This is a genomic window from Selenomonas sp. AB3002 (assembly GCF_000702545.1).
Lineage (GTDB): Bacteria > Bacillota > Negativicutes > Selenomonadales > Selenomonadaceae > Selenomonas_B > Selenomonas_B ruminantium_A.
Genome location: NZ_JNIO01000008.1, coordinates 1,686,620 through 1,705,376, shown reverse-complemented (window position 1 = coordinate 1,705,376; position 18,757 = coordinate 1,686,620). Strand labels below are relative to the sequence as shown.

Annotated in this window: 18 protein-coding genes; 16 read left to right on the top strand and 2 right to left on the bottom strand. The window is 53.7% G+C overall.

Translation table 11 applies throughout. The features are described from left to right. The first annotated feature begins 88 nt into the window (after nucleotides 1–88). The 10 genes from P159_RS0116085 (at nucleotide 89) to P159_RS0116040 (ending at nucleotide 10,003) form a co-directional block, all read left to right on the top strand. Entirely contained in the window at nucleotides 89–520 is a 432-nt protein-coding gene (locus P159_RS0116085; protein WP_029545724.1) for a mannose/fructose/sorbose PTS transporter subunit IIA, read from the top strand. A gap of 2 nt (nucleotides 521–522) precedes the next feature. Next, nucleotides 523–999: a mannose/fructose/sorbose PTS transporter subunit IIB gene (locus tag P159_RS0116080; protein ID WP_029545721.1), complete on the top strand. Its 477-nt coding sequence runs from the start codon at nucleotides 523–525 to the stop codon at nucleotides 997–999. Between the two features lie 268 nt (nucleotides 1,000–1,267). Further along, nucleotides 1,268–2,074 carry a PTS mannose/fructose/sorbose transporter subunit IIC gene (locus P159_RS0116075; protein WP_037377074.1) on the top strand — a complete coding sequence of 269 codons (807 nt, stop codon included), beginning with the start codon at nucleotides 1,268–1,270 and terminating at the stop codon, nucleotides 2,072–2,074. Between the two features lie 18 nt (nucleotides 2,075–2,092). Beyond that, nucleotides 2,093–2,917 (top strand): PTS mannose transporter subunit IID, encoded by an 825-nt coding sequence (manZ, locus tag P159_RS0116070; protein WP_029545718.1) that lies wholly within the window; start codon nucleotides 2,093–2,095, stop codon nucleotides 2,915–2,917. Between the two features lie 198 nt (nucleotides 2,918–3,115). Further along, nucleotides 3,116–4,081 (top strand): 6-phosphofructokinase, encoded by a 966-nt coding sequence (gene pfkA / locus P159_RS0116065; RefSeq protein WP_029545716.1) that lies wholly within the window; start codon nucleotides 3,116–3,118, stop codon nucleotides 4,079–4,081. 315 nt (nucleotides 4,082–4,396) lie between these two features. Next, nucleotides 4,397–5,065, top strand: a complete 669-nt coding sequence (locus tag P159_RS19650) for a hypothetical protein (RefSeq protein ID WP_051650423.1) — start codon at nucleotides 4,397–4,399, stop codon at nucleotides 5,063–5,065. Nucleotides 5,066–5,107: 42 nt separating this feature from the next. Beyond that, the gene (gene fliD / locus P159_RS19645; protein ID WP_051650422.1) at nucleotides 5,108–5,941 is read left to right on the top strand and encodes a flagellar filament capping protein FliD; all 834 of its coding nucleotides are present in this window, start codon (nucleotides 5,108–5,110) and stop codon (nucleotides 5,939–5,941) included. Nucleotides 5,942–6,118: 177 nt separating this feature from the next. Then, nucleotides 6,119–7,858, top strand: a complete 1,740-nt coding sequence (locus tag P159_RS0116050) for a GGDEF domain-containing protein (RefSeq protein ID WP_029545711.1) — start codon at nucleotides 6,119–6,121, stop codon at nucleotides 7,856–7,858. A gap of 144 nt (nucleotides 7,859–8,002) precedes the next feature. Continuing rightward, nucleotides 8,003–9,067, top strand: a complete 1,065-nt coding sequence (locus P159_RS0116045; protein WP_029545709.1) for an HD domain-containing phosphohydrolase — start codon at nucleotides 8,003–8,005, stop codon at nucleotides 9,065–9,067. A 123-nt stretch (nucleotides 9,068–9,190) separates the two neighbouring features. After that, a complete protein-coding gene (locus tag P159_RS0116040; protein WP_029545707.1) occupies nucleotides 9,191–10,003 on the top strand; it encodes an amino acid ABC transporter substrate-binding protein in 813 nt (270 codons plus the stop codon). A gap of 124 nt (nucleotides 10,004–10,127) precedes the next feature. Here P159_RS0116040 and P159_RS0116035 read toward each other — a convergent pair whose 3' ends face one another. Further along, complete coding sequence (locus P159_RS0116035) at nucleotides 10,128–10,772, bottom strand: YigZ family protein (RefSeq protein WP_029545705.1); 645 nt, start codon at nucleotides 10,770–10,772, stop codon at nucleotides 10,128–10,130. A gap of 232 nt (nucleotides 10,773–11,004) precedes the next feature. Between P159_RS0116035 and P159_RS0116030 the strand changes: the two genes are divergently transcribed. Continuing rightward, complete coding sequence (locus tag P159_RS0116030) at nucleotides 11,005–12,381, top strand: amino acid permease (RefSeq protein ID WP_029545703.1); 1,377 nt, start codon at nucleotides 11,005–11,007, stop codon at nucleotides 12,379–12,381. A gap of 66 nt (nucleotides 12,382–12,447) precedes the next feature. Here the strand turns inward: P159_RS0116030 and P159_RS0116025 are convergent, their stop codons facing one another. Then, nucleotides 12,448–13,134 carry a hypothetical protein gene (locus P159_RS0116025; protein WP_029545701.1) on the bottom strand — a complete coding sequence of 229 codons (687 nt, stop codon included), beginning with the start codon at nucleotides 13,132–13,134 and terminating at the stop codon, nucleotides 12,448–12,450. A 77-nt stretch (nucleotides 13,135–13,211) separates the two neighbouring features. Here P159_RS0116025 and P159_RS0116020 point away from each other — a divergent pair, with 77 nt between their 5' ends. From P159_RS0116020 to glgD, 5 genes are all read left to right on the top strand, one after another. Next, nucleotides 13,212–14,921, top strand: a complete 1,710-nt coding sequence (locus tag P159_RS0116020) for an ABC transporter ATP-binding protein/permease (RefSeq protein ID WP_318253611.1) — start codon at nucleotides 13,212–13,214, stop codon at nucleotides 14,919–14,921. Between the two features lie 149 nt (nucleotides 14,922–15,070). Then, the gene (locus P159_RS0116015; RefSeq protein ID WP_037377073.1) at nucleotides 15,071–15,673 is read left to right on the top strand and encodes a peptidoglycan recognition family protein; all 603 of its coding nucleotides are present in this window, start codon (nucleotides 15,071–15,073) and stop codon (nucleotides 15,671–15,673) included. After that, the gene (locus P159_RS0116010) at nucleotides 15,673–16,011 is read left to right on the top strand and encodes a hypothetical protein (protein WP_029545696.1); all 339 of its coding nucleotides are present in this window, start codon (nucleotides 15,673–15,675) and stop codon (nucleotides 16,009–16,011) included. The genes P159_RS0116015 and P159_RS0116010 overlap by 1 nt, the downstream gene beginning before the upstream one ends. Before the next feature lie 347 nt (nucleotides 16,012–16,358). Further along, a complete protein-coding gene (locus tag P159_RS0116005; RefSeq protein ID WP_029545694.1) occupies nucleotides 16,359–17,513 on the top strand; it encodes a glucose-1-phosphate adenylyltransferase in 1,155 nt (384 codons plus the stop codon). Nucleotides 17,514–17,556: 43 nt separating this feature from the next. Then, nucleotides 17,557–18,666, top strand: coding sequence for a glucose-1-phosphate adenylyltransferase subunit GlgD (glgD, locus tag P159_RS0116000; protein ID WP_029545692.1), 1,110 nt, complete (start codon nucleotides 17,557–17,559; stop codon nucleotides 18,664–18,666). Nucleotides 18,667–18,757: the final 91 nt, after the last annotated feature.

The window sequence follows — 18,757 nt, the reverse complement described above, 5'->3', positions numbered from 1 at the left end:
ATATAAGGGCGTAAGGCAAAAAAAGGCCAAAAGCAATCATATTCATTCAATGATGTAGGTTTTGTGTTTATTTCAAGGAGGTAACAAAATGTTTGGAATCATTGTTGGTACCCACGGCATTTTCGCTCAGGAACTGGTTAAGTCTTGCGAGATGATTTGCGGCGAGCAGAAGAACGTTCGCGCCGTGACCCTTATCCCCGGTGAGGGCCCCGATGATGTGGTGACCAAGTATGAAGCTGCTATCAAGGAGCTTGACTGCGATGGCGGAGTGCTCTTCCTGAACGACCTGTTCGGTGGCAGCCCCTACAATGCAGCTTGCCGTCTGGTAATCAGCAACGAAAACTATGGCATCGTCACTGGCGTGAACCTGCCCATGCTCATCGAGATGTGCAGTGCTCAGCTCATGGATGATGGTTCTGATATCAAGGATCTCATGCAGAAGGCTGTGGATGCCGGCAAGAACGGCACCCAGACTTTCCATGCCAGCTCTATTTCCGATGATGACGAGGAGGAACTTTAATCATGAATATCGTACTTGCACGCATTGATGACCGTCTTATCCATGGTCAGGTGGCAACTGTCTGGTCCAAGGTTACCGGCTGCAGCCGCATCATCGTCTGCGATGATGACGTTGCCAAGGACACCATCCGCGCAACTCTCCTGAAGCAGGTTGCTCCTGCAGGCATCAAGAGCCACGTGGTTGACCTGGAGAAGGCTGTACGCGTTTACAACAACCCCAAGTATGAGAACGAGAAGTGCCTGCTGCTCTTCACCAACCCCACCAGCGTTCTCTACATGGTTGAGCATGGCGTTGACATCAAGAGCGTCAACATCGGCGGCATGAGCTTCAAGGAAGGCAAGCACCAGATCACTGGCGCTGTCTCCGTGGATGACAAGGACATCGAAGCTTTCAAGAAGCTCAACGAGAAGGGCATCGAGCTTGAGATCCGCAAGGTTGATACGGATTCCAAGGTTATGCTGATGGATGTGCTGAAGTAAGCCTGGCGAGTCGTTCGGGCCACAGGCGCAGCAACGCTTCACTTGAAATTTTTCCTTCGGAAATATTTCACGCGTTTCGCTTATGCTGTGCCTGCGCCCCTCACTTGCAAGGTAGTGCTAACGCAAGCGAGCAGCTGATATTGTGTCAAAAGCGTAGCGTTGACATAACGTCAGATGTGAGCGAATTAGCAAGGTTTCTGAGAGACATAGTCTCTTGAAATATGGGAAGTTATATATAATGTAAGAGAATCAATGGAGGGAAAACACAATGGAAATCAGTGGAATCCAAATTCTTCTAGTTTTCATCTTCGCAACCATTGCCGGTATGGGCAGCTGCTTGGATGAATTCCAGACTCACCGCCCCTTGATTGCCTGCACGGCAACCGGTCTTATCCTTGGTGACATGACTTCAGGTATTATCATCGGTGGTACCCTTGAGATGATGGCTCTGGGCTGGATGAACATCGGCGCAGCTATCGCTCCTGACGCAGCTCTGGCTTCTGTCATTTCTACCATCCTGGTTGTGGCTGGTCATCAGGACATCTCCACCGGTATCGCTATCGCTATGCCTATCGCTGCTGCTGGCCAGGTTCTGGCTATCATTTGTAAGACTGTATCCGTGGTCTTCCAGCACTGGGCTGACGGCTATGCTGAGAAGGGCTCTACCTTCGGCATCGACCTCTGCCATTATCTCGCTCTGGTCTTCCAGGGCCTCCGCGTTGGCGTTCCCGCTGTCATCGTTGCTATGACTGTCGGCACTGATGCTGTCCAGAGCATGCTGGCAGCTCTTCCCCCGGTCATCACCGGCGGTCTGCAGGTTGCTTCCGGCTTCATCGTGGTCGTAGGTTATGCAATGGTCATCAACATGATGGGCGCAGATTACCTCATGCCTTTCTTCTTCCTCGGTTTCGTTGTCGCTGCTTTCACGGATTTCAACCTGGTTGCTCTCGGCGTTATCGGCCTCGTGGCTGCTATCGTCTACATCCAGCTCAATCCTAAGTATCAGGCTGTGGAAGCTGCACCTGCTGCCGCTGCTGCTGCATCTGCCAGCGACATGGACGACGAACTTGATTAATGGGGAGGTAGGAAGATAATGGAAAAGAAACTTACTAAGTCTGATTTTTTCTGGGCTTTTGTCCGCTCTAACTTCCTGCAGGCTTCCTGGAACATGGAACGTATGCAGGGTCTGGGATACTGCTTCGGCATGGTCCCCATCCTGAAGCGCCTCTATGAGGGCGAGGAACTCAAGCAGGCTCTGAAGCGCCACCTGGAGTTCTATAACACCCAGCCTTTCGTAACTGCTCCCATCATCGGCATCACCGCCGCTATGGAGGAGAAGAAGGCCAACGGTGCTGACATTCCCGACGGCGTTATCAACGGTATCAAAGTCGGTATGATGGGCCCTCTGGCCGGCGTGGGCGACCCGATTTTCTGGGGTACTCTCCGTCCTATCACTGCAGCTCTCGGTGCTTCCATCGCTATGAGCGGCAGCCTCCTCGGTCCTATCATCTTCTTCGTGCTCTTCAACCTGGTCCGCCTGCTGGTTCGTTGGTACGGCATCAGCTACGGCTATTCCAAGGGTACCGATATCGTGCAGGACGTGGCTGGCAACAAGCTGCAGAAGCTCACTGAGGGTGCTTCCATCCTGGGCCTCTTCGTCATGGGCGCACTGGTCAACAAATGGACCAGCGTCAACATCCCCATCGTGGTTTCCGAAATCACCAACGCCAAGGGCGAGCACGTGGTCACCACTGTTCAGGGCATCCTGGACAGCCTGATGCCTGGCCTCGTTCCCCTGCTCCTGACCTTCATGTGCATGGGTCTTCTCAAGAAGAAGGTCAACGCTATCTGGATCATCTTCGGTCTCTTCGCTCTGGGTATCATCTGCTTCGCTCTGGGCATCATGAACGTGAAGTAATTCTGGCATAAAACAGAATATCCGGAAGGGATTTTATGGGCGGCGGGCGAATGCCTGCCGCTCTTTTAATGTAGACTTCGCACGTGGGTTTGCCCATTTAGGCATTTACATTTCCTGTCTGTTTTTGTAAAATAGAGGCAAGGGAAAGAAACAGCAACCAATCAATCAGTTTCTATAATATAGGGAGAGATGTTTCAAATGATCAAGAAAGCGATTGCCGTAATGACTTCTGGCGGTGACAGCCCGGGCATGAATGCTGCTGCCCGCGCTGTGGTCCGCACTGCTCTCAGCGAGGGCGTGGGTGTCTACGGCATCTATAACGGCTATCAGGGCATGCTGGACGATGAAATCGTGGAGCTGGACAGCCGCAGCGTCAGCGACATGATCCAGCGTGGCGGTACCTTCCTGGGCACTGCCCGTTCCATGGAGTTCAAGACTCCCGAGGGCCGCAAGAAGGGCTTTGACAACCTGATGAAGCACGGCATTGAGGGCCTGGTCATCATCGGCGGTGACGGCAGTCTCACCGGCGGCTCTCTCCTGTCCAAGGAAACGGGCATTCCCATCGTAGGCCTGCCGGGCACCATCGACAACGATGTCTGGGGCATGGACTACACCATCGGCTGCGACACTGCTGCCAACACCATCGTGGATGCCATCAACAAGCTCCGCGACACGGCTTCTGCTCACCGCCGCATCATGGTGGTAGAGGTCATGGGCCGCAACTCCGGCTGGCTGGCCATGATGGCAGGCATCGCCGGCGGCGCCGAGTATGTGCTGGTGCCTGAGGTGAAGTACGACCTGGATGAGATGTGCCATGAGCTCAAGGCCATGTACGATGCAGGCAAGCGCTACAGCATCATCGTCATCGCGGAGGGCGCAGGCTCCGGTGTGGGCCTGGGCAAGGTGGTTGAGGAGAAGACGGGCATCGACACCCGTGTCTCTGTGCTGGGCCATATCCAGCGTGGGGGCTCTCCTACGGTGGAGGACCGCATGAAGGCCTCCATGCTGGGCGAGAAAGCTGCTCTGGCCATCATCTCCGGTGCTACCAACCTGGTCTTCGGCTTCAACGAGGGCAAGGTAGTAGGTGTCAACCTCTTCGATGCTGTCAACAACACCAAGACCCTTGACCCTGAGCTTGTGCGCCTGTCCCGCGTGCTGGCGTAAGCATACGTGAGTGAGGGACACAGGCACAGCATAAGCGGAACGTGTAAAACTTTGCCGCAGGCAAGATTTCAAGTGAAGCGCTGCTGCACCTGTGCCTCGAACGCCTTAGCATAGCATACAGTTTAGACATAGCAATTTTTGCCCTCGGCGGTTTATTCCCTGAGGGCAAAAATTTTTTATCAAACACTTAACTTTTCCTGGCAAGGTTACGATATAGATAGTGAGTGAATGTGCTTTTCAGCATTTTTCCTATGGGGCCTGTGGGGAGTTCGGGAAAATCTACTGCTTTCAAGGGAAGAAAAGGAGGTTATTAACATGGATGTTAATACGATGGTGAACGTATCCACCAACCTAAGCACCCTGAATGTGAAACAGGGGAGCAATGGGGCGGCAGCAGGCATGAAAGCCGTTGAGACTCAGCAAGAGACTCAGGCTCCTGCCGGCGCTTATGAGGTGAATGTATCGGATGCGGCGAAAAACCATGGGGAGGCTGTGAAGGGCCTGACTGCGGAGCAGATCGATATCCTGCAGCAGGGCATTGACAACTCCTACAAGATGATGATTTCCGTACTGACTGAGAACAACGCCAAGCTTCAGGGCTGGCTGGACGAGGGCATTGGCAAGCTTGCTTTTGGCGACCTGCAGATTGACAGTTCCAAGTTCGGGCTGCCCGCCGTGGGCACCACCCCCGAAGAAGCGGCTGCAGCTGTGGCCGAGGGCGGCGAGTATTCTGTGGATGCCGTGGCTGACCGCATCTTTGACATGGCCAAGGCTATCGCAGGGGATGACCCTGAAAAGCTCAAGGCTATGCAGGATGCTGTAGAAGAAGGCTTCAAGCAGGCAGGCGTTGCCTGGAAGGACACTATGGGCACCGACAAGATGCCTCAGATCACCCAGGATACCCATGATGCGATAACCAAGCGCTTCGATGAACTCTATGCCAAGCTCACGGGCACGGCAGAAGATGAAGGCAAGTCGGAGTAGCAGCCATATCAATCAAAAATCCAGGGAAAGGAGGTATGATTTATGGCTACCATCAGCTCAATGGCAAACAACACCTACACGATGCTGACCATGGCCCAGAACAACGGCCTGTCCCTGTTTGGCACAGATTATGCCAGCAGCTCGAAGTCCAGTGATATCTGGAGCAATTATGGCAGCAGTGCCAGCAGCAGCGCCAGTGCCATGATGGCCGGAGTTTCCGAGGTCAGCAGCAGCAAGCGTGAGCTCCTTGCCAGCTACGACAGCGCTGCCAAGGAATTCAAGGCAGAGTTCGGTTCCACCATGAAGGATCTCTCTGAATCCATCAAGGATATGAAGAAACTGAATCTCGATGTAGGAGAAAATGCCATCACCCAGAAGACCGTCACAGCAGAGGACGGTACCACGAGCCAGAAGACCGAATACAGCAAGTCAATGCAGGAAGCCTTGGATACTGTGGGCAAGTTCGTGGACGACTACAATTCTGCCATTGGTCTCTTCAAGGAGTATGGTGATGTGTCCAAGCGCATGTCCCACATGGCTTCTGTCTTTGGTGACACCACTGCCCGGGCAGAAAACTATGCCAAGATCGGCCTCACTGTGGGCAGCGATGGCAAGATCACCGTGGATGAGGAAAAGCTGGCCAAGGCTATTCAGGACACCCCCGGCCGGGTGGAGAATATCCTGGGCAAGGACGGCCTCACCGGCAAGGCGGAGAACCATGTGAACTTCGCCAAGGGCCAGGAAGACAAGCTCTTCCCCTCCGTAGACAGTATGTTTGGCAAGCAGCTCAAGCAGGCCAGCGTCTACAGCGGCAATTCCCTTCTCCAGCTTCATAGCTATGCGAACATGGGCAACTTTGTCAATATGATGTTTTGAATACTTCCCCAGCCCCAAATCATATTCCCGGCTGTTTCCAGCCGGGATATTTTTTGTCAGATGCAAAAGGTTTAAGGACATATATCCTTGACTTTGCCGCTGGATAAGAGTAGACTAAGAGGAAATAAAATGAAATCGATTAGGACTTTTGTCCTAAATAGAAGCAGAGGTTTTTGGATGAATGTGAGATGGCATAAAAGCATAGCGAAAATAGTGCCGCTGATGGTGCTGATAGCAATGGTGTGCTGTCTTGCAAGAGCAGAGGCGGCAGCCTGGCAGGGACCGTGGCTCTATCGTCCCGGTATGGTACCACAGGCTTACGAGCGCATTACTGATAAAGACTGGCTGGCTGAACCGGGATTGGTCTCCGAGTGCTGGCAGCCCTTTGACTGCCCGGGGAGCAGCACTCCTGTCAGTGGGGATTTGCACTGGGCGACTATCTCCCGCACCATCTCTCCTGCAGATGTGAAGAACAACACCCTGACCTTTTCTACCACCAATGAGTCTGTGAGGCTGTGGCTGGGGGAAAGGCTTATCTATGAATACGGCCATTTCAGGGATGTGCCCCTGGGGGATGGCTATCGCTGGCACATTGTAGTGCTGCCGGAGTTCTATGCTCCAACCCAGCTTACCTTTGAGCTCTATTCTAATTCCCCTTATCAGCTGGGCAGGGTGGAGAATCTTGAGCTAACTACGGAAATGGATGCGGTGCAGACCCTCTTTTGGCATGATGTGCCCAATCTCATGGCCATTCCCGTGTGCCTGCTGCTGATGGTCATCATGCTGCTTTACCATCATTTCACTTCCCGGAAGGCCAGGAAGCTTTACTTTGCCATTGTGGGCTTCCTCGGGGTGTTTGCCCTGTGGCTGCTCTGTGCCACCAAGCTCACCATGTTCATTTTTGATGCGCCGGTGTTCTGGTGGTATTCTCTGAGCATACTGGCCTATCTGCTGCCCATTTCTGCCAACCTCATTGTCTATGAGATGCTGAAAGGGGAGCCTGGTACCCACATGGATCTGGTGGTGGGGGTACAGGTCCTGCTCTTCGTCATTGCCATGACAGGGGAGGCTTTGGGGTTCCACTTGATGAACAGGATGATGGCGGTGTATTATCCCCTGCTGCTCATCTGTGAGAGTGCAGCAGCCTGGTGGCTCTGGCGCAAGGGGAAGAAGGGTGACTACCGGGCCAGGGCTCTCCTGGCCTCTGTGGCAGCCTTCACTCTCTGCGGCGTGGCAGATGGATTGGCCGGGCATTTCCGCCTTTGGAACAGTTACAGCTATGTGACTCCCTTTGCGGTACTGGCTTTCTGCTATTTCATCTTCGTGATTATCGGCAGGCAGCTGGCTTACCAGCGGGAGATGGCTGCCCGGCAGGCCGACCTGGAATATGAGGCTGCTGTGGCGGCAGAACGAGCAGAAAGGGATCCCCTCACAGGCTGCTACAACCGCCAGCGCCTGGAGGAACTGGCCAGGGAAAGCCTGGCTGCAAGCCAGAAGGAGCATCTGCCCATGTCTGTGCTGCTGCTGGATATTGACCATTTCAAGCGGATAAATGACGAGTTCGGGCACAGCACAGGTGACAAGGTGCTGAAGGATTTCACCGCCGTCATACGCCAGGTTCTGGACAAGAACAAGCCCTTTATCCGCTGGGGGGGCGAGGAATTCCTGGTCTTCTGTCCTCATCTCAGCATGAAGGAGGCCATGGACTTTGCAGAGAAGCTGCGCCGCCTGGTTTCCAGCCGGAAGCTGGGCGGGCTGGACGTGACCTGCAGCATTGGCGTGGCCGTCTGGCACGGCCGGGTGGACAGCTTCCAGGCCATCTTCAAGCGGGTGGACCAGGCCCTCTATATGGCGAAGAACGCCGGGCGCAACTGCGTCAGGCTGGAGGGCGGCAAGCTGCCGGAACTGTATTGCTGATATCAAGCCGTTTCTTCCTTCGGGAAGGGACGGCTTTTTTTGCATGCCTGCAGGGGGAGCTTTATTTTTCTCTGCGGCAGGTTTTAATCACCAAAGGTAGAATTATACCCTAAAAGAAGGGCGGATTTTAGGAGGGGATTTATCGTGCGTGCAGTATCAGTGGAAGATCTGAAGCCTGGCATGACGTTGGCAAGGACTGTGACCAATGACGAGATGATTGTGGTGCTGTCTGAAAATACCTTGCTGACCAAGGCGCATATCACCCGCCTGGGGTTTCTCAATATACCTGTTGTCTATGTGAAGGACGAATATGAACTGAGCCAGAACTATCTGGTGGCCACTTCCATCTTCAATCAGAGCAATGCCTTCCTGCAGGAGTATGAAGGGGTGGTGGACAGCGCCAAGCGCATTTTCGAGGACACCAACAAGACTGGTGCGGTGCCTGTGGAGGAAACTCATGCCATCATTGAAAATGATGTGGCGCCCATGGCCAAGAACAGCGGGGCCATTGACTATCTCTATGAGCTGAATCATCTGGCCAGCGACATTTACAACCATTCCCTGAGGGTGTCTATTCTGGCCGGGGTCATTGCCAAGTGGATGCGTTTTGACAGGGCCAAGACCCAGGATATCATTCTGGCGGGCTTCCTGCACGATATTGGCAAGACCAGATTCTCCCAGAAGCTTCTGGACAAGCACGTTTCCAAGCTTTCTGCTGAGGAGTACGAGGAGTATATCAGGCATACAGTGGATGGCCAGCAGGTGGTCAATTCTATTCCCAACCTTTCTGACGGCGTGAAGCTGGCGGTGCTGCAGCACCACGAGCGCATGGATGGCTCAGGCTTCCCCTTTGGTTCTACGGGGCAGGATATACATGAGTATGCCCGCATCATCGCCGTGGCGGATATCTACGACAATATCACCACGGAGCGGGAGGGCTTCGTGAAGGAAACTCCTTTCACTGCCATCGCCTATATCACTGAGCATATGTTCACCACCCTTGACCCCGGAGTATGCATGCCAGTGCTCACTCATATCACGGATGCTTTCCTGGGGTCCAGGGTCATGCTGAATGACGGCACAAAGGGGGTCATTGCCGCTTATCCCAAGGATTATGCGGGGCTGCCCATCATCAGCAATGAGGAGGAGCAGCTGGTGAACCTCAATGAGCACCCGGAGCTGAAGATCATTGAGTATAATCCGAAGTGAATGCAAAAAGCCTGCTTTGTGCAGGCTTTTTGCATTCGCTCTTGACAACTTTACAACCCTTAGGTATAATACGTTTATATTAATACTTTAATGTGATAAAGCAAAGAGATGGGAGCGATACTTATGAAATGGCAGAGATTACTGGCCGCAGGCCTTGCAGTGATGATGATGGGACTGGCTGGCTGTGGCAGCCAGCAGCAGGCAACTTCTGGTTCGTCGGGGTCTGGTTCTTCCAGCGTCGGCAAGGCTATTGTAGTGGGTCTCGATGATAATTTCCCGCCCATGGGCTTCAAGGGCGAGGACGGGCAGATCACTGGCTTTGATATTGACCTGGCAAAGGAGGCTGCCAAGCGCCTGGGCCGGGAGGTAGAGTTCAAGGCCATTGACTGGTCCAGCAAGGAGGCCGAGCTCAAGAGCGGCCGGGTGGATGTGCTCTGGAACGGCCTGGATATCACCGAGAAGCGCAAGGAGAATATGCTTTTCTCCGACCCCTATATGGACAACCGCCAGATTATCTTCGTGAAGAAGGGGGAGACCTCCATCAAGGATGAGAAGAGCCTGGCTGGCAAGGTGGTAGGCACCCAGAGCGCCAGCACCTCCGAGGAATACATGGACGGCAACGAGTTCTTCAAGAAGGACGTGAAGGAAGTCAAGAAGTATTCCGACTTCGTTTCCGCTTTCATGGATTTGGAGAACGGCCGCATTGATGCTGTAGTGGGTGACGAGATTGTGGGCCGCTACTACATGAGCAAGCACGCTGACAAGATTGACGCCGTGGATGTGGCTGTGGGCCCCGTGAGCACCTTCGGCATTGGCTTTGCCAAGGACAACCAGGCGCTCAGGGATGAGGTGCAGAAGGTCTTGAATGATATGAAGGCCGACGGCACCATGGGCAAGATTTCCGAGAAGTGGTTCGGGAAGAACATCACCAAATAAGGCTACGCTTACTTTTTCTCTGTTGCAGAGAAAAAGTAACAAAAAGAGACTGCGGACCTGGATCGCTTCACGCGAGTCCAAAGGTCCGCGGGAGCGGCCCATCCTTGGGCCGCCGACTCAATTGTTAGTTTTGTATCTTTAAGGGCAGGCTGATTAGCCTGCCTTTTTTGTGTGTGAATCTGGCGGAGGTCAGGTCGGTGAGTTCGGTCAGGCGCTGTTCGACTTCGCCGGGGGAGAGCAGCAGGGGGATGGTCACGTTCTCTGCATATTCCGTCTCGCCAGTGCGGATTGATTCTTTCCTCAGGTAATTCTCGACGGTGGCCAGCAGGTCGTAGCTCAGGGTCACGTTGATTTCCTGGAAGGGAGTTATCTCCAGCTTGGTGGCGGCTTCCAGTCCCAGGACGGCAGCATGGCTGTAGGCGCGGATCAGCCCTCCTGCTCCCAGCTTGATGCCGCCGAAGTAGCGAGTGACCACCACCACGATGTCCGTGAGGCCATTCTGTTTGATGGCTTCCAGTATGGGGGCCCCGGCAGTGCCTCCGGGTTCGCCGTCATCGTTTGACTTCTGCTTGTCCCCCCGCTCCCCCAGGATATAGGCGGAGCAGTTGTGCCGGGCGTCATAGTAGCGCTTCTTCATGGCCTGGATGAAGTCCCGGGCCTCTTCTTCGCTGTCCACATGGCGCAGGTGGGTGATGAATTTTGATTTCTGTATCTCATAGAGAGTCTCAAGGCTCTCGTCTGTTTCTTCAATAGTGCGGTAAGTTTCCATATAGGCCTCCTGTTCTGGGAAAGTATATTGGTATCATACTCCATGGAAACAATTTTTGCCACAGAAAAAATGCAGTGATAAAATTTTTCAAAACTATAGTATTTGGAAGCTGTTTGTAGTATTCTTTAGGGAAGCAGTCAATTGCTATTTTAAGTCCCGCGGATGACCAGGATTTTCTGGTATGCAAGACGCATTACAGCAGCGGGGCTGGAAAGGTTGTGTTAATGAGGCCATGAACGAGTCGAAAATGAACAGAGGGCTGAAGAACCGCCATCTGCAGCTGATTTCCCTGGGGGGAGTCATCGGCAGCGGTTACTTCCTCGGCACAGGGTATGTGCTGGAGCAGGCTGGCCCGGCAGCGATACTTGCCTATCTTTTGGGAGGGCTCATCGTGCTGTGCGTCATGCTGTGCCTGGCGGAGCTGGCAGTGGAAAAACCCATTTCCGGTTCCTTCGTAAACTACGCCCGGGACAATATTTCCCCAACCTGGGCCTGTGGGGTGGGCTGGGCTTACTGGCTTACCTGGGTTTCCTACGTCCCTTCGGAGATGATTGCGGCGGGCATCATCATGGAGAATTTCCTGCCTCAGATCAGTCAGCTCTGGTGGGCGGTACTCTTTGGTTTGATTGTTACTGCCGTGAACCTCTTTCATGTGGACAAGTTCGGTGAAAGCGAATTCTGGCTTTCCCTCATCAAGATAGTGGCATTGGTGGCGTTCAGCATTGTGGCAGGCCTTATCTGCCTGGGGCTGATTGGCGACCAGGGTTATATCGGCTCACTGGTGCTTTTGGGCAGCGGCGGTTTTGCCCCTAATGGCTACTGGGCTATCGTCATGACCATGGTGATTATCCTGGTGAACTTCCAGGGTACGGAAATCATCGGCTTGGCAGCCGGGGAGTGCGAACGTCCTGAAAAGAGCATTCCCATTGCGGTGCGGAATGTGACCTGGCGCATCATTGCCCTCTATATCATTCCCATTACCCTGCTGATCAGCATTTTGCCTTGGGATAAGGCAACCCTGGAGGAAAGCGTCTTTGCGGCGGCTATGGCTGAGTATGGGCTGAACGGCTTTGCGGCTCTCTTTGCCATGGTAATCCTCACGGCTGCCATTTCCTGCTCTAACTCCGGCCTGTACGGGGCCGCCCGCGCCCTGTATGCCCTGGGCAAGATGGATATGGCACCCAAGTCCCTGTCCCATATCAGCAGGAAGGGCATGCCTTCCCATGCCATCGTGCTTTCCATCTGCACCTGCTGGCTGGTGATCCTCCTGTACGCTTTCAATCCCGATTCCGCTCTCTACACTTATCTTTTGGCAGTGTCGGGCTTCACGGGAGCCATTGCCTGGATTTCCATCTGCTGGAGCCAGCTCAGGCGCCGCAGGGCACTGGAGGCAGCAGGAGAGGTGGAGAAGCTGGCGTATAAAATGCCCCTGTTCCCCTATGTGACCTATTTCGGCATCTGGGCCCAGGTTTTCTGCCTGGCGGTGATGGCCTTCACCCCCGATTTGCGTGAAGCCCTTTACGCCGGTGTGCCCATGCTGCTGCTGCCTATGGCCTGGTATCGCCTGAGAGCCCGTTTGAGGGCACGGCGTGCGGCCATGGCAAGATAAATGAGATGAAGAAAACTGCCGGCCTGTGCTCGTTGGGGCACGGACCGGCAGTTTTTTGATTTTCCTTCAAGGGGAAGGCTGGGCAGTTTCTTCTGGCAGGGGAGTCTTTTCCTTGGGCAGTTCCAGCTGGTGCCTGATGGCTTCGATTTCATCGGCGATGAAGAGCTTCACCGGGGATTCACGTATCATCACCGTCTGCAGGAGCTGGCTCTGCTGAGGCTGCTCGGCAGTGGGCATCAGGGCAGGGTCAGCTGCGGCCCGGGTGAGTGAGATGGCACGGCATTGAGCTCCTATGTAGTCATTTGTCTTGGACAGGAGCTGGGCTGTCTGGTCGTAGGTGTAGTCGGAAAGCTCCAGGGGCACCTTGCGGGCAGCCATGCGCTCTTTCAGCTGGTTGCTGTCCAGCTCCAGCTGCTTCAGGAGGGCGTAGGTGGTTTGCAGGCTGATGTTGTCTTCTTTGAAGCTTTCCAGGATGTGGTGGTACCACTGCCAGTTCCGGTCCAGCTCGTTGAGGTCCTTCTGGTAGCCTTCGTACCAGGCGGCAAAGACTTGCTGCTCCTGCATGACGGCATAGCGCTGCTCGTCAGTGATGCCCTCCTGGGGAGATTGGGCGGCAGGCCAGGCGAAGTAGGCAATGGCTCCTGCCAGTCCGATGGTAAGGGTGAAGCCGTAGAAGGCCTTGCGGCTGCGGGTTTTCTTGTATAAGATGAAAAGAAGTACAAGGGCAATGGCCCCTAAAGAGTAGATAATCATAAAAACCTCCTTGGAGGATAGATGTTACAATAGATATTCTATCATAAAGGCGGGAAAAGGGTAAGGAGTGGATGTTCGTGGCTAGGGAAAAAATCAGCTATTTCAAGACCTTCTGGCATTTGTGCCGGGGGTACTGGAAGTCGGAGGAGAAGTGGAAGGCTATAGGGCTTCTGGGGGTGGTCATTGCCCTGAACCTGGCCGCCGTGTATCTGCTGGTGCTGCTCAACGACTGGTACAACACCTTCTACAATGCCCTGCAGGGCTATGATGAGGATAGTTTCCTGCCGCTGGTGGGGCAGTTTACCGGCCTGGCTATGCTCTACATCATCATTGCGGTGTACGCTATTTACATCAGGCAGATGCTGCAGATCAAGTGGCGCAGCTGGATGACGGACAGGTATCTCACCGCCTGGCTGGCAGACCAGTCCTACTACCGCCTGCAGGTGCTGGGCAGTGACACGGACAACCCTGACCAGCGAATCAGCGAGGATATCAATCAGTTTGTCAGCCTTTCCCTGCAGCTCTTCGTGGACCTCTTGAAGGAACTCACCACTCTGGGGGCTTTCTCGGTGGTGCTCTGGAACCTTTCCGGAGCCCTCACGGTACCCTTTGGCGGGCATGAGTTCGTCATCTATGGCTATATGTTCTGGTTCTCCCTGATATATTCTGTTTTGGGCACCGGGGCTGCTCATCTGGTGGGCAGGAGGCTCATCGGCCTGGATTTTGACCAGCAGCGCTATGAGGCAGACTTCCGCTTCAACATGATGAGAGTGCGGGAAAACAGCGAGAGCATTGCTTTCTACCGTGGGGAAACTCCCGAGGGGGCGGGGTTCCGGGAGAGGTTTGGCAAGGTCATCGGCAATTTCTGGCAGCTCATGCGCCAGACGAAGCTGTTGAACTTTTACATCAACGGCTATGCCCAGCTGGCCATCATCGTGCCCATTGTGATGGCGGCTCCCCAGTATTTTGCAGGTACCATCGCTTTGGGCGGCTTCATGCAGACTTTGTCTGCTTTTGGCCGTGTGCAGGATGCCCTTTCCTATTTTGTCACCTCTTATGACAGCATCGCACAGTTGGCGGCGGTCATTCGCCGTCTGGGTACCTTCAGCCGCCACATGGAGGAAGTTGCGGCGGTGGAGAACGGTGTCAGGCGCCAGGAAAGCGGCGGGGAGATGCTGGCTCTCAAAGAGTTGACGGTGGCCCTGCCGGATGGCAGGCAGCTGGTGCAGGAGCTGGGGGCGGACTTTGCTGCCGGCAGCCGGGTGTTGGTCATGGGCAGCTCCGGCTGCGGCAAGAGCACTCTCCTGCGCACCCTGGCGGGCATCTGGCCCTATGGTACAGGGGCGCTTTCCCTGCCTGCGGATAAGGTGCTTTTCCTGCCCCAGCGTCCCTATCTGCCCCTGGGCAGCCTGGAACAGGCTCTTTCTTACCCTGGGGAAGTGACGGCTGACAGGGATACGCTGCAGCGGGTGCTGGAGAAGGTGGGCCTTGCTGCGCTGGCTGGAAAACTTGGGGAGACAGATGACTGGAGCCGCATACTCTCTCTGGGTGAGCAGCAGCGGCTGGCCTTTGCCCGGGTGCTCCTGGCAAAGCCCCTGTGGGTCTTCCTTGACGAGGCTACTTCTGCTCTTGACGAGGACAGGGAGCAGGAAATGTATGACCTTTTGAAAGATGAGCTGCCCGATTTGGGCATAATGAGCGTAGGCCATCGCTCCACTTTGCTCAGGCAGCATGAGGAAAAACTCCTGCTGGACGGCAGGGGAGGCTGGCAGCTTTCTCCTATTTGAAAGGAGAGAGGGGCAAAAGAATAAATTAGAAAAAGTTTATACGCACATAGAAATTCTTTCGGAAAAAACGTCAAGAATATGACTTTTTTCACTAGATTTTTTGCTTGATTTTGCCTATAATATATCTGTTCGTTGATAGGCGGTTGATAATGAAGCGTAGAGAATTCCTGAAAAACATTACATTTTTCACCCTGGGCGGCCTATTGCTGCCAGGGGCCATGGGAAGCGTGGAAGCTGCCTGGCAGGCCAGGAACCCATGGCTGGGGCTTCGCATCAAGCCAACCTATCTGCAATTCGGTTCGCTGGAGAATCGCGAGCAGACAGATGCCATCGTCATTCACCATATCGGCAACACTGACAAGGATGTTTCTGCCGCTACAGTGCATGGGTGGCATCAGGCTCAGGGATGGTCCGGCATAGGCTACCATTATCTGATTCGCAAGGATGGAACCATTGAGCAGGGACGCCCCCGGGATACGGTGGGAGCCCATTGCTACGGGGAGAACTGGCATACAGTGGGGGTGAATGTAGTAGGCAATTTTGAGGAAGCGGAGCCAGAGGCGGCGCAGCTTGATTCGGCTGCGAAGCTGTTGGCGGCCCTCTGCAAGAATTACGGTCTGGAGCCGGGAGGAGATACCATCTTCGGTCACCGGGATTTCAATTCTACCGCTTGTCCGGGCAGGAACCTTTACAGGCAGCTGCCGGAGCTTATTGCAGAGGCCAGGAAGGTGTACTTTGGAGGTGCTTCCTGATGCGCTACAGATGGTTTGCCCATGAGGATGAAAAGGACGAGTTTGGCGAGCATGTCTCCCGGGCTCTCTGGCATGACAGGGAGGAAGGGGACAAGCAGGAAAAAGGCAGGTTTTCCATCGGAAAAGGAGCAGGCACTTTTCTTGCGGCTGCGGCTGCCTGCTATGCCCTCTGGTCGGAGGACTTGCAGCTCTTTCTTTTTTCTCTGGCGGTATTGCTTTATTTGCTCCATCCTCTGGCCAGGGGCCTGGGAGGGAAGCGGGGAACTTTTCTTGCCAACTTTTTGAAGGGATTCAGTCTGGCACTGGGCTGGGGAATCCTGATATGGATATTTCTTTGATGGCATAATTGTCAAAAAATAGCTTTTTTTCCAATCAGTTGCTTGATAGTGGCAGAATGGAAAAAAATGCGAAAAAATTTCTTCAGAAGGCAGGAGATTCCTGCCAAAGCTAGAATAAGTATTTATGCAGTAAAGCTGTTATCTCGTAATTTAGGGCTAAGGAAAACCTTGGATTATCGGCTGATATACGCAAAAGGATTACAATTTAAAATTAGATACTGTATACAATGCTTTGGTTGTGTAAATTATGTATACTAACAGAGAGTTTTCTGTTATTATAGAAGTATAAAGGCGAATTGGTCAAAATGGGGAGCCAGTCGTCACAAGATATCCAAGGGGGATTTTTTATGAGAAAGACAGAATGCTTAGCAATGATTCTAGCAGGCGGCCAGGGCAGCCGTCTGGGGGCTTTGACGAAGAAAATCGCCAAGCCGGCCGTGCCTTTTGGCGGCAAATATCGTATTATCGATTTTCCGCTGAGCAACTGTGCTAACTCGGGAATCGATAAGGTGGGCGTGCTGACTCAGTACCGTCCGCTGGAGCTGCACAACTACCTGGCTTCCGGCAGTGCCTGGGATCTGGATAAGAGTGACGGCGGCATCTTCATCCTGCCTCCCTATGCCCGCGAAAAGGGAGCAGACTGGTATCAGGGTACGGCAGATGCCATCTACCAGAACCTGAACTTCATTGACCTGGCAGATCCTGAGTATGTGCTCATTCTGTCCGGTGACCACATTTACACCATGGATTATTCCTGGATGCTGGAATCCCATAAGATGAACAAGGCAGAAGCCACTATCGGTGTCTTCGAGGTTCCTTGGGATGAGGCTCCCCGCTTCGGCATTATGAACACGGACAAGTCCGGCCGCATCCTCGAATTTGAGGAGAAGCCGGCTAAGCCCAAGAGCAACCTTGCTTCCATGGGCATCTACATCTTCAACAAGAGCTACCTCAAGAAGTACCTTGAAGAAGATGCCAAGGATGAGACTTCCGCTCATGACTTCGGCAAGAACATCATTCCGAAGATGCTCGCCGACAAGGGCCGTCTCTATTCGTACGCTTTTGATGGCTACTGGAAGGATGTGGGAACCATTGAGAGCCTCTGGCAGGCTAATATGGACCTTCTGCAGGACAAGCCACCGTTTGAGCTCAATGGCGACTGGAAGATTTATTCTTCCAACCAGCCCTTCCCGCCTCATTATATCGGCAAGGATGCCAAGATCAAGAAGGCTATGGTAAGCGAAGGCTCCATGATTCTGGGCGAGGTGGAGAACTCCATCATCTTCCCCGGAGTCCGCATTGGCAAGGGAGCCAAGGTCACCAATTCTGTCATCATGCCCTCCACCGTCATCAAGGACGGCGCTGTGGTGGATTACGCCATTGTGGCTCAGAACTGTGAGATTGCCGAAGGTGCAAAGGTCACGGGCGAGCTGGGTGCCATCACGGTTGTGGCTGAGGGCGAGACGGTTGAGGCAGCTGCCAGCGGCAAGCAGGCAGGCTGAGCCTTCTCACACAGGAAGACCATGAGATCGGAGTGAATAAAAATTGAAAACAGTAATGGGGATTATCAATCTTCAGGAAGAGAACAAGCTGATTCGCGAACTTACGGACCGTCGTGCTGTTGAGTCATTGCCTTTTGCAGGTCGTTACCGCTTGATTGATTTCACGCTTTCCAGCATGGTGAACTCCGGCATCCAGAATGTCGGTGTCATGTTGCCGGATAAGCCCCGCTCCGTGCTTGACCATCTGAGGTCCGGCAAGGATTGGGATCTGGCCCGCCGCCATGATGGACTATTTTATCTCCCTGCCCCACATGATGAAGCAATAGCAACACGCAAAGGCGATCTCAAGAACTTTTACCACAATCTGGATTTCTTTGAACACAGCTCCCAGAAGTATGTGCTTCTGACCAGCGGCAGTTTTGTTTACAATGTTGACTTCAGCCAGCTCCTCCGTTTCCATCAGAATACGGATGCTGACATCACCATGGTTTACTATACTTCCACCCATGAGACCCCGGGCCGCAATGTGGTCATTGAGACGGCGGAGAACGGCCTGGTGGAGGATATCTCTGAGAAGCAGGCTGTCTATGACGGCTCCAAGGTGGCCATGAGCGTCTACCTCATGGAGAAGCGCATTTTCGCCGAGATGGTGCGCTATACCTTCGAACATGGCGGCCAGGACCTCATGATGGATGGCCTTATCCGCAGGGCTTCCGAGTACAACATCTATGCCTGCGAGCATGATGGCTATGTAGCTCATGTGGATTCCACCACGGCTTTCTACAAGGCCAATATGGACCTCCTGGAGCCGGAGAACTGGGAAGAGCTCTTTATGGGCCGCAATTCCATCTACACCAAGGTGAAGGATGAAGTGCCTGTCCAGTACAAGGAGAGCGCTGATGTGAAGAATTCCCTCATTGCCAATGGCTGCGAGATTCGCGGCGAGGTGGAGAACTCCATCATCTTCCGCGGCGTCAAGATTGCCAAGGGCGTGAAGGTCAAGAATTCCATCATCATGCAGAAATGCGACATTCAGGAAGGTTCTCTTATCGAGAATGTCATCTGCGACAAGAATGTGGTCATCACCAAGGACAAGTGGCTCAAGGGAGCCCCCAATTATCCCCTCATCGTCACCAAGAATGTAGTTATCTAAAGATAAGGCAAGCCGTTGTAAAGAGGTTCCAGCCTGCTTTTGGCGGGGCCCTTTATGACGGCTCTTTATATTGTGCAGTGAAAGTCCAGCA

Bases quoted from the DNA above. Each gene is read 5' to 3' on its own strand.
- P159_RS0116025 (WP_029545701.1), bottom strand. From the start codon at position 13,134: ATGATTATCTACTCTTTAGGGGCCATTGCCCTTGTACTTCTTTTCATC.
- P159_RS0116075 (WP_037377074.1), top strand. From the start codon at position 1,268: ATGGAAATCAGTGGAATCCAAATTCTTCTAGTTTTCATCTTCGCAACC.
- P159_RS19650 (WP_051650423.1), top strand. From the start codon at position 4,397: ATGGATGTTAATACGATGGTGAACGTATCCACCAACCTAAGCACCCTG.
- P159_RS0116050 (WP_029545711.1), top strand. From the start codon at position 6,119: ATGAATGTGAGATGGCATAAAAGCATAGCGAAAATAGTGCCGCTGATG.
- P159_RS0116040 (WP_029545707.1), top strand. From the start codon at position 9,191: ATGAAATGGCAGAGATTACTGGCCGCAGGCCTTGCAGTGATGATGATG.
- P159_RS0116080 (WP_029545721.1), top strand. From the start codon at position 523: ATGAATATCGTACTTGCACGCATTGATGACCGTCTTATCCATGGTCAG.
- P159_RS0116010 (WP_029545696.1), top strand. From the start codon at position 15,673: ATGCGCTACAGATGGTTTGCCCATGAGGATGAAAAGGACGAGTTTGGC.
- P159_RS0116030 (WP_029545703.1), top strand. From the start codon at position 11,005: ATGAACGAGTCGAAAATGAACAGAGGGCTGAAGAACCGCCATCTGCAG.
- P159_RS0116015 (WP_037377073.1), top strand. From the start codon at position 15,071: ATGAAGCGTAGAGAATTCCTGAAAAACATTACATTTTTCACCCTGGGC.
- P159_RS0116005 (WP_029545694.1), top strand. From the start codon at position 16,359: ATGAGAAAGACAGAATGCTTAGCAATGATTCTAGCAGGCGGCCAGGGC.
- P159_RS0116035 (WP_029545705.1), bottom strand. From the start codon at position 10,772: ATGGAAACTTACCGCACTATTGAAGAAACAGACGAGAGCCTTGAGACT.
- pfkA (WP_029545716.1), top strand. From the start codon at position 3,116: ATGATCAAGAAAGCGATTGCCGTAATGACTTCTGGCGGTGACAGCCCG.
- fliD (WP_051650422.1), top strand. From the start codon at position 5,108: ATGGCTACCATCAGCTCAATGGCAAACAACACCTACACGATGCTGACC.
- manZ (WP_029545718.1), top strand. From the start codon at position 2,093: ATGGAAAAGAAACTTACTAAGTCTGATTTTTTCTGGGCTTTTGTCCGC.
- P159_RS0116085 (WP_029545724.1), top strand. From the start codon at position 89: ATGTTTGGAATCATTGTTGGTACCCACGGCATTTTCGCTCAGGAACTG.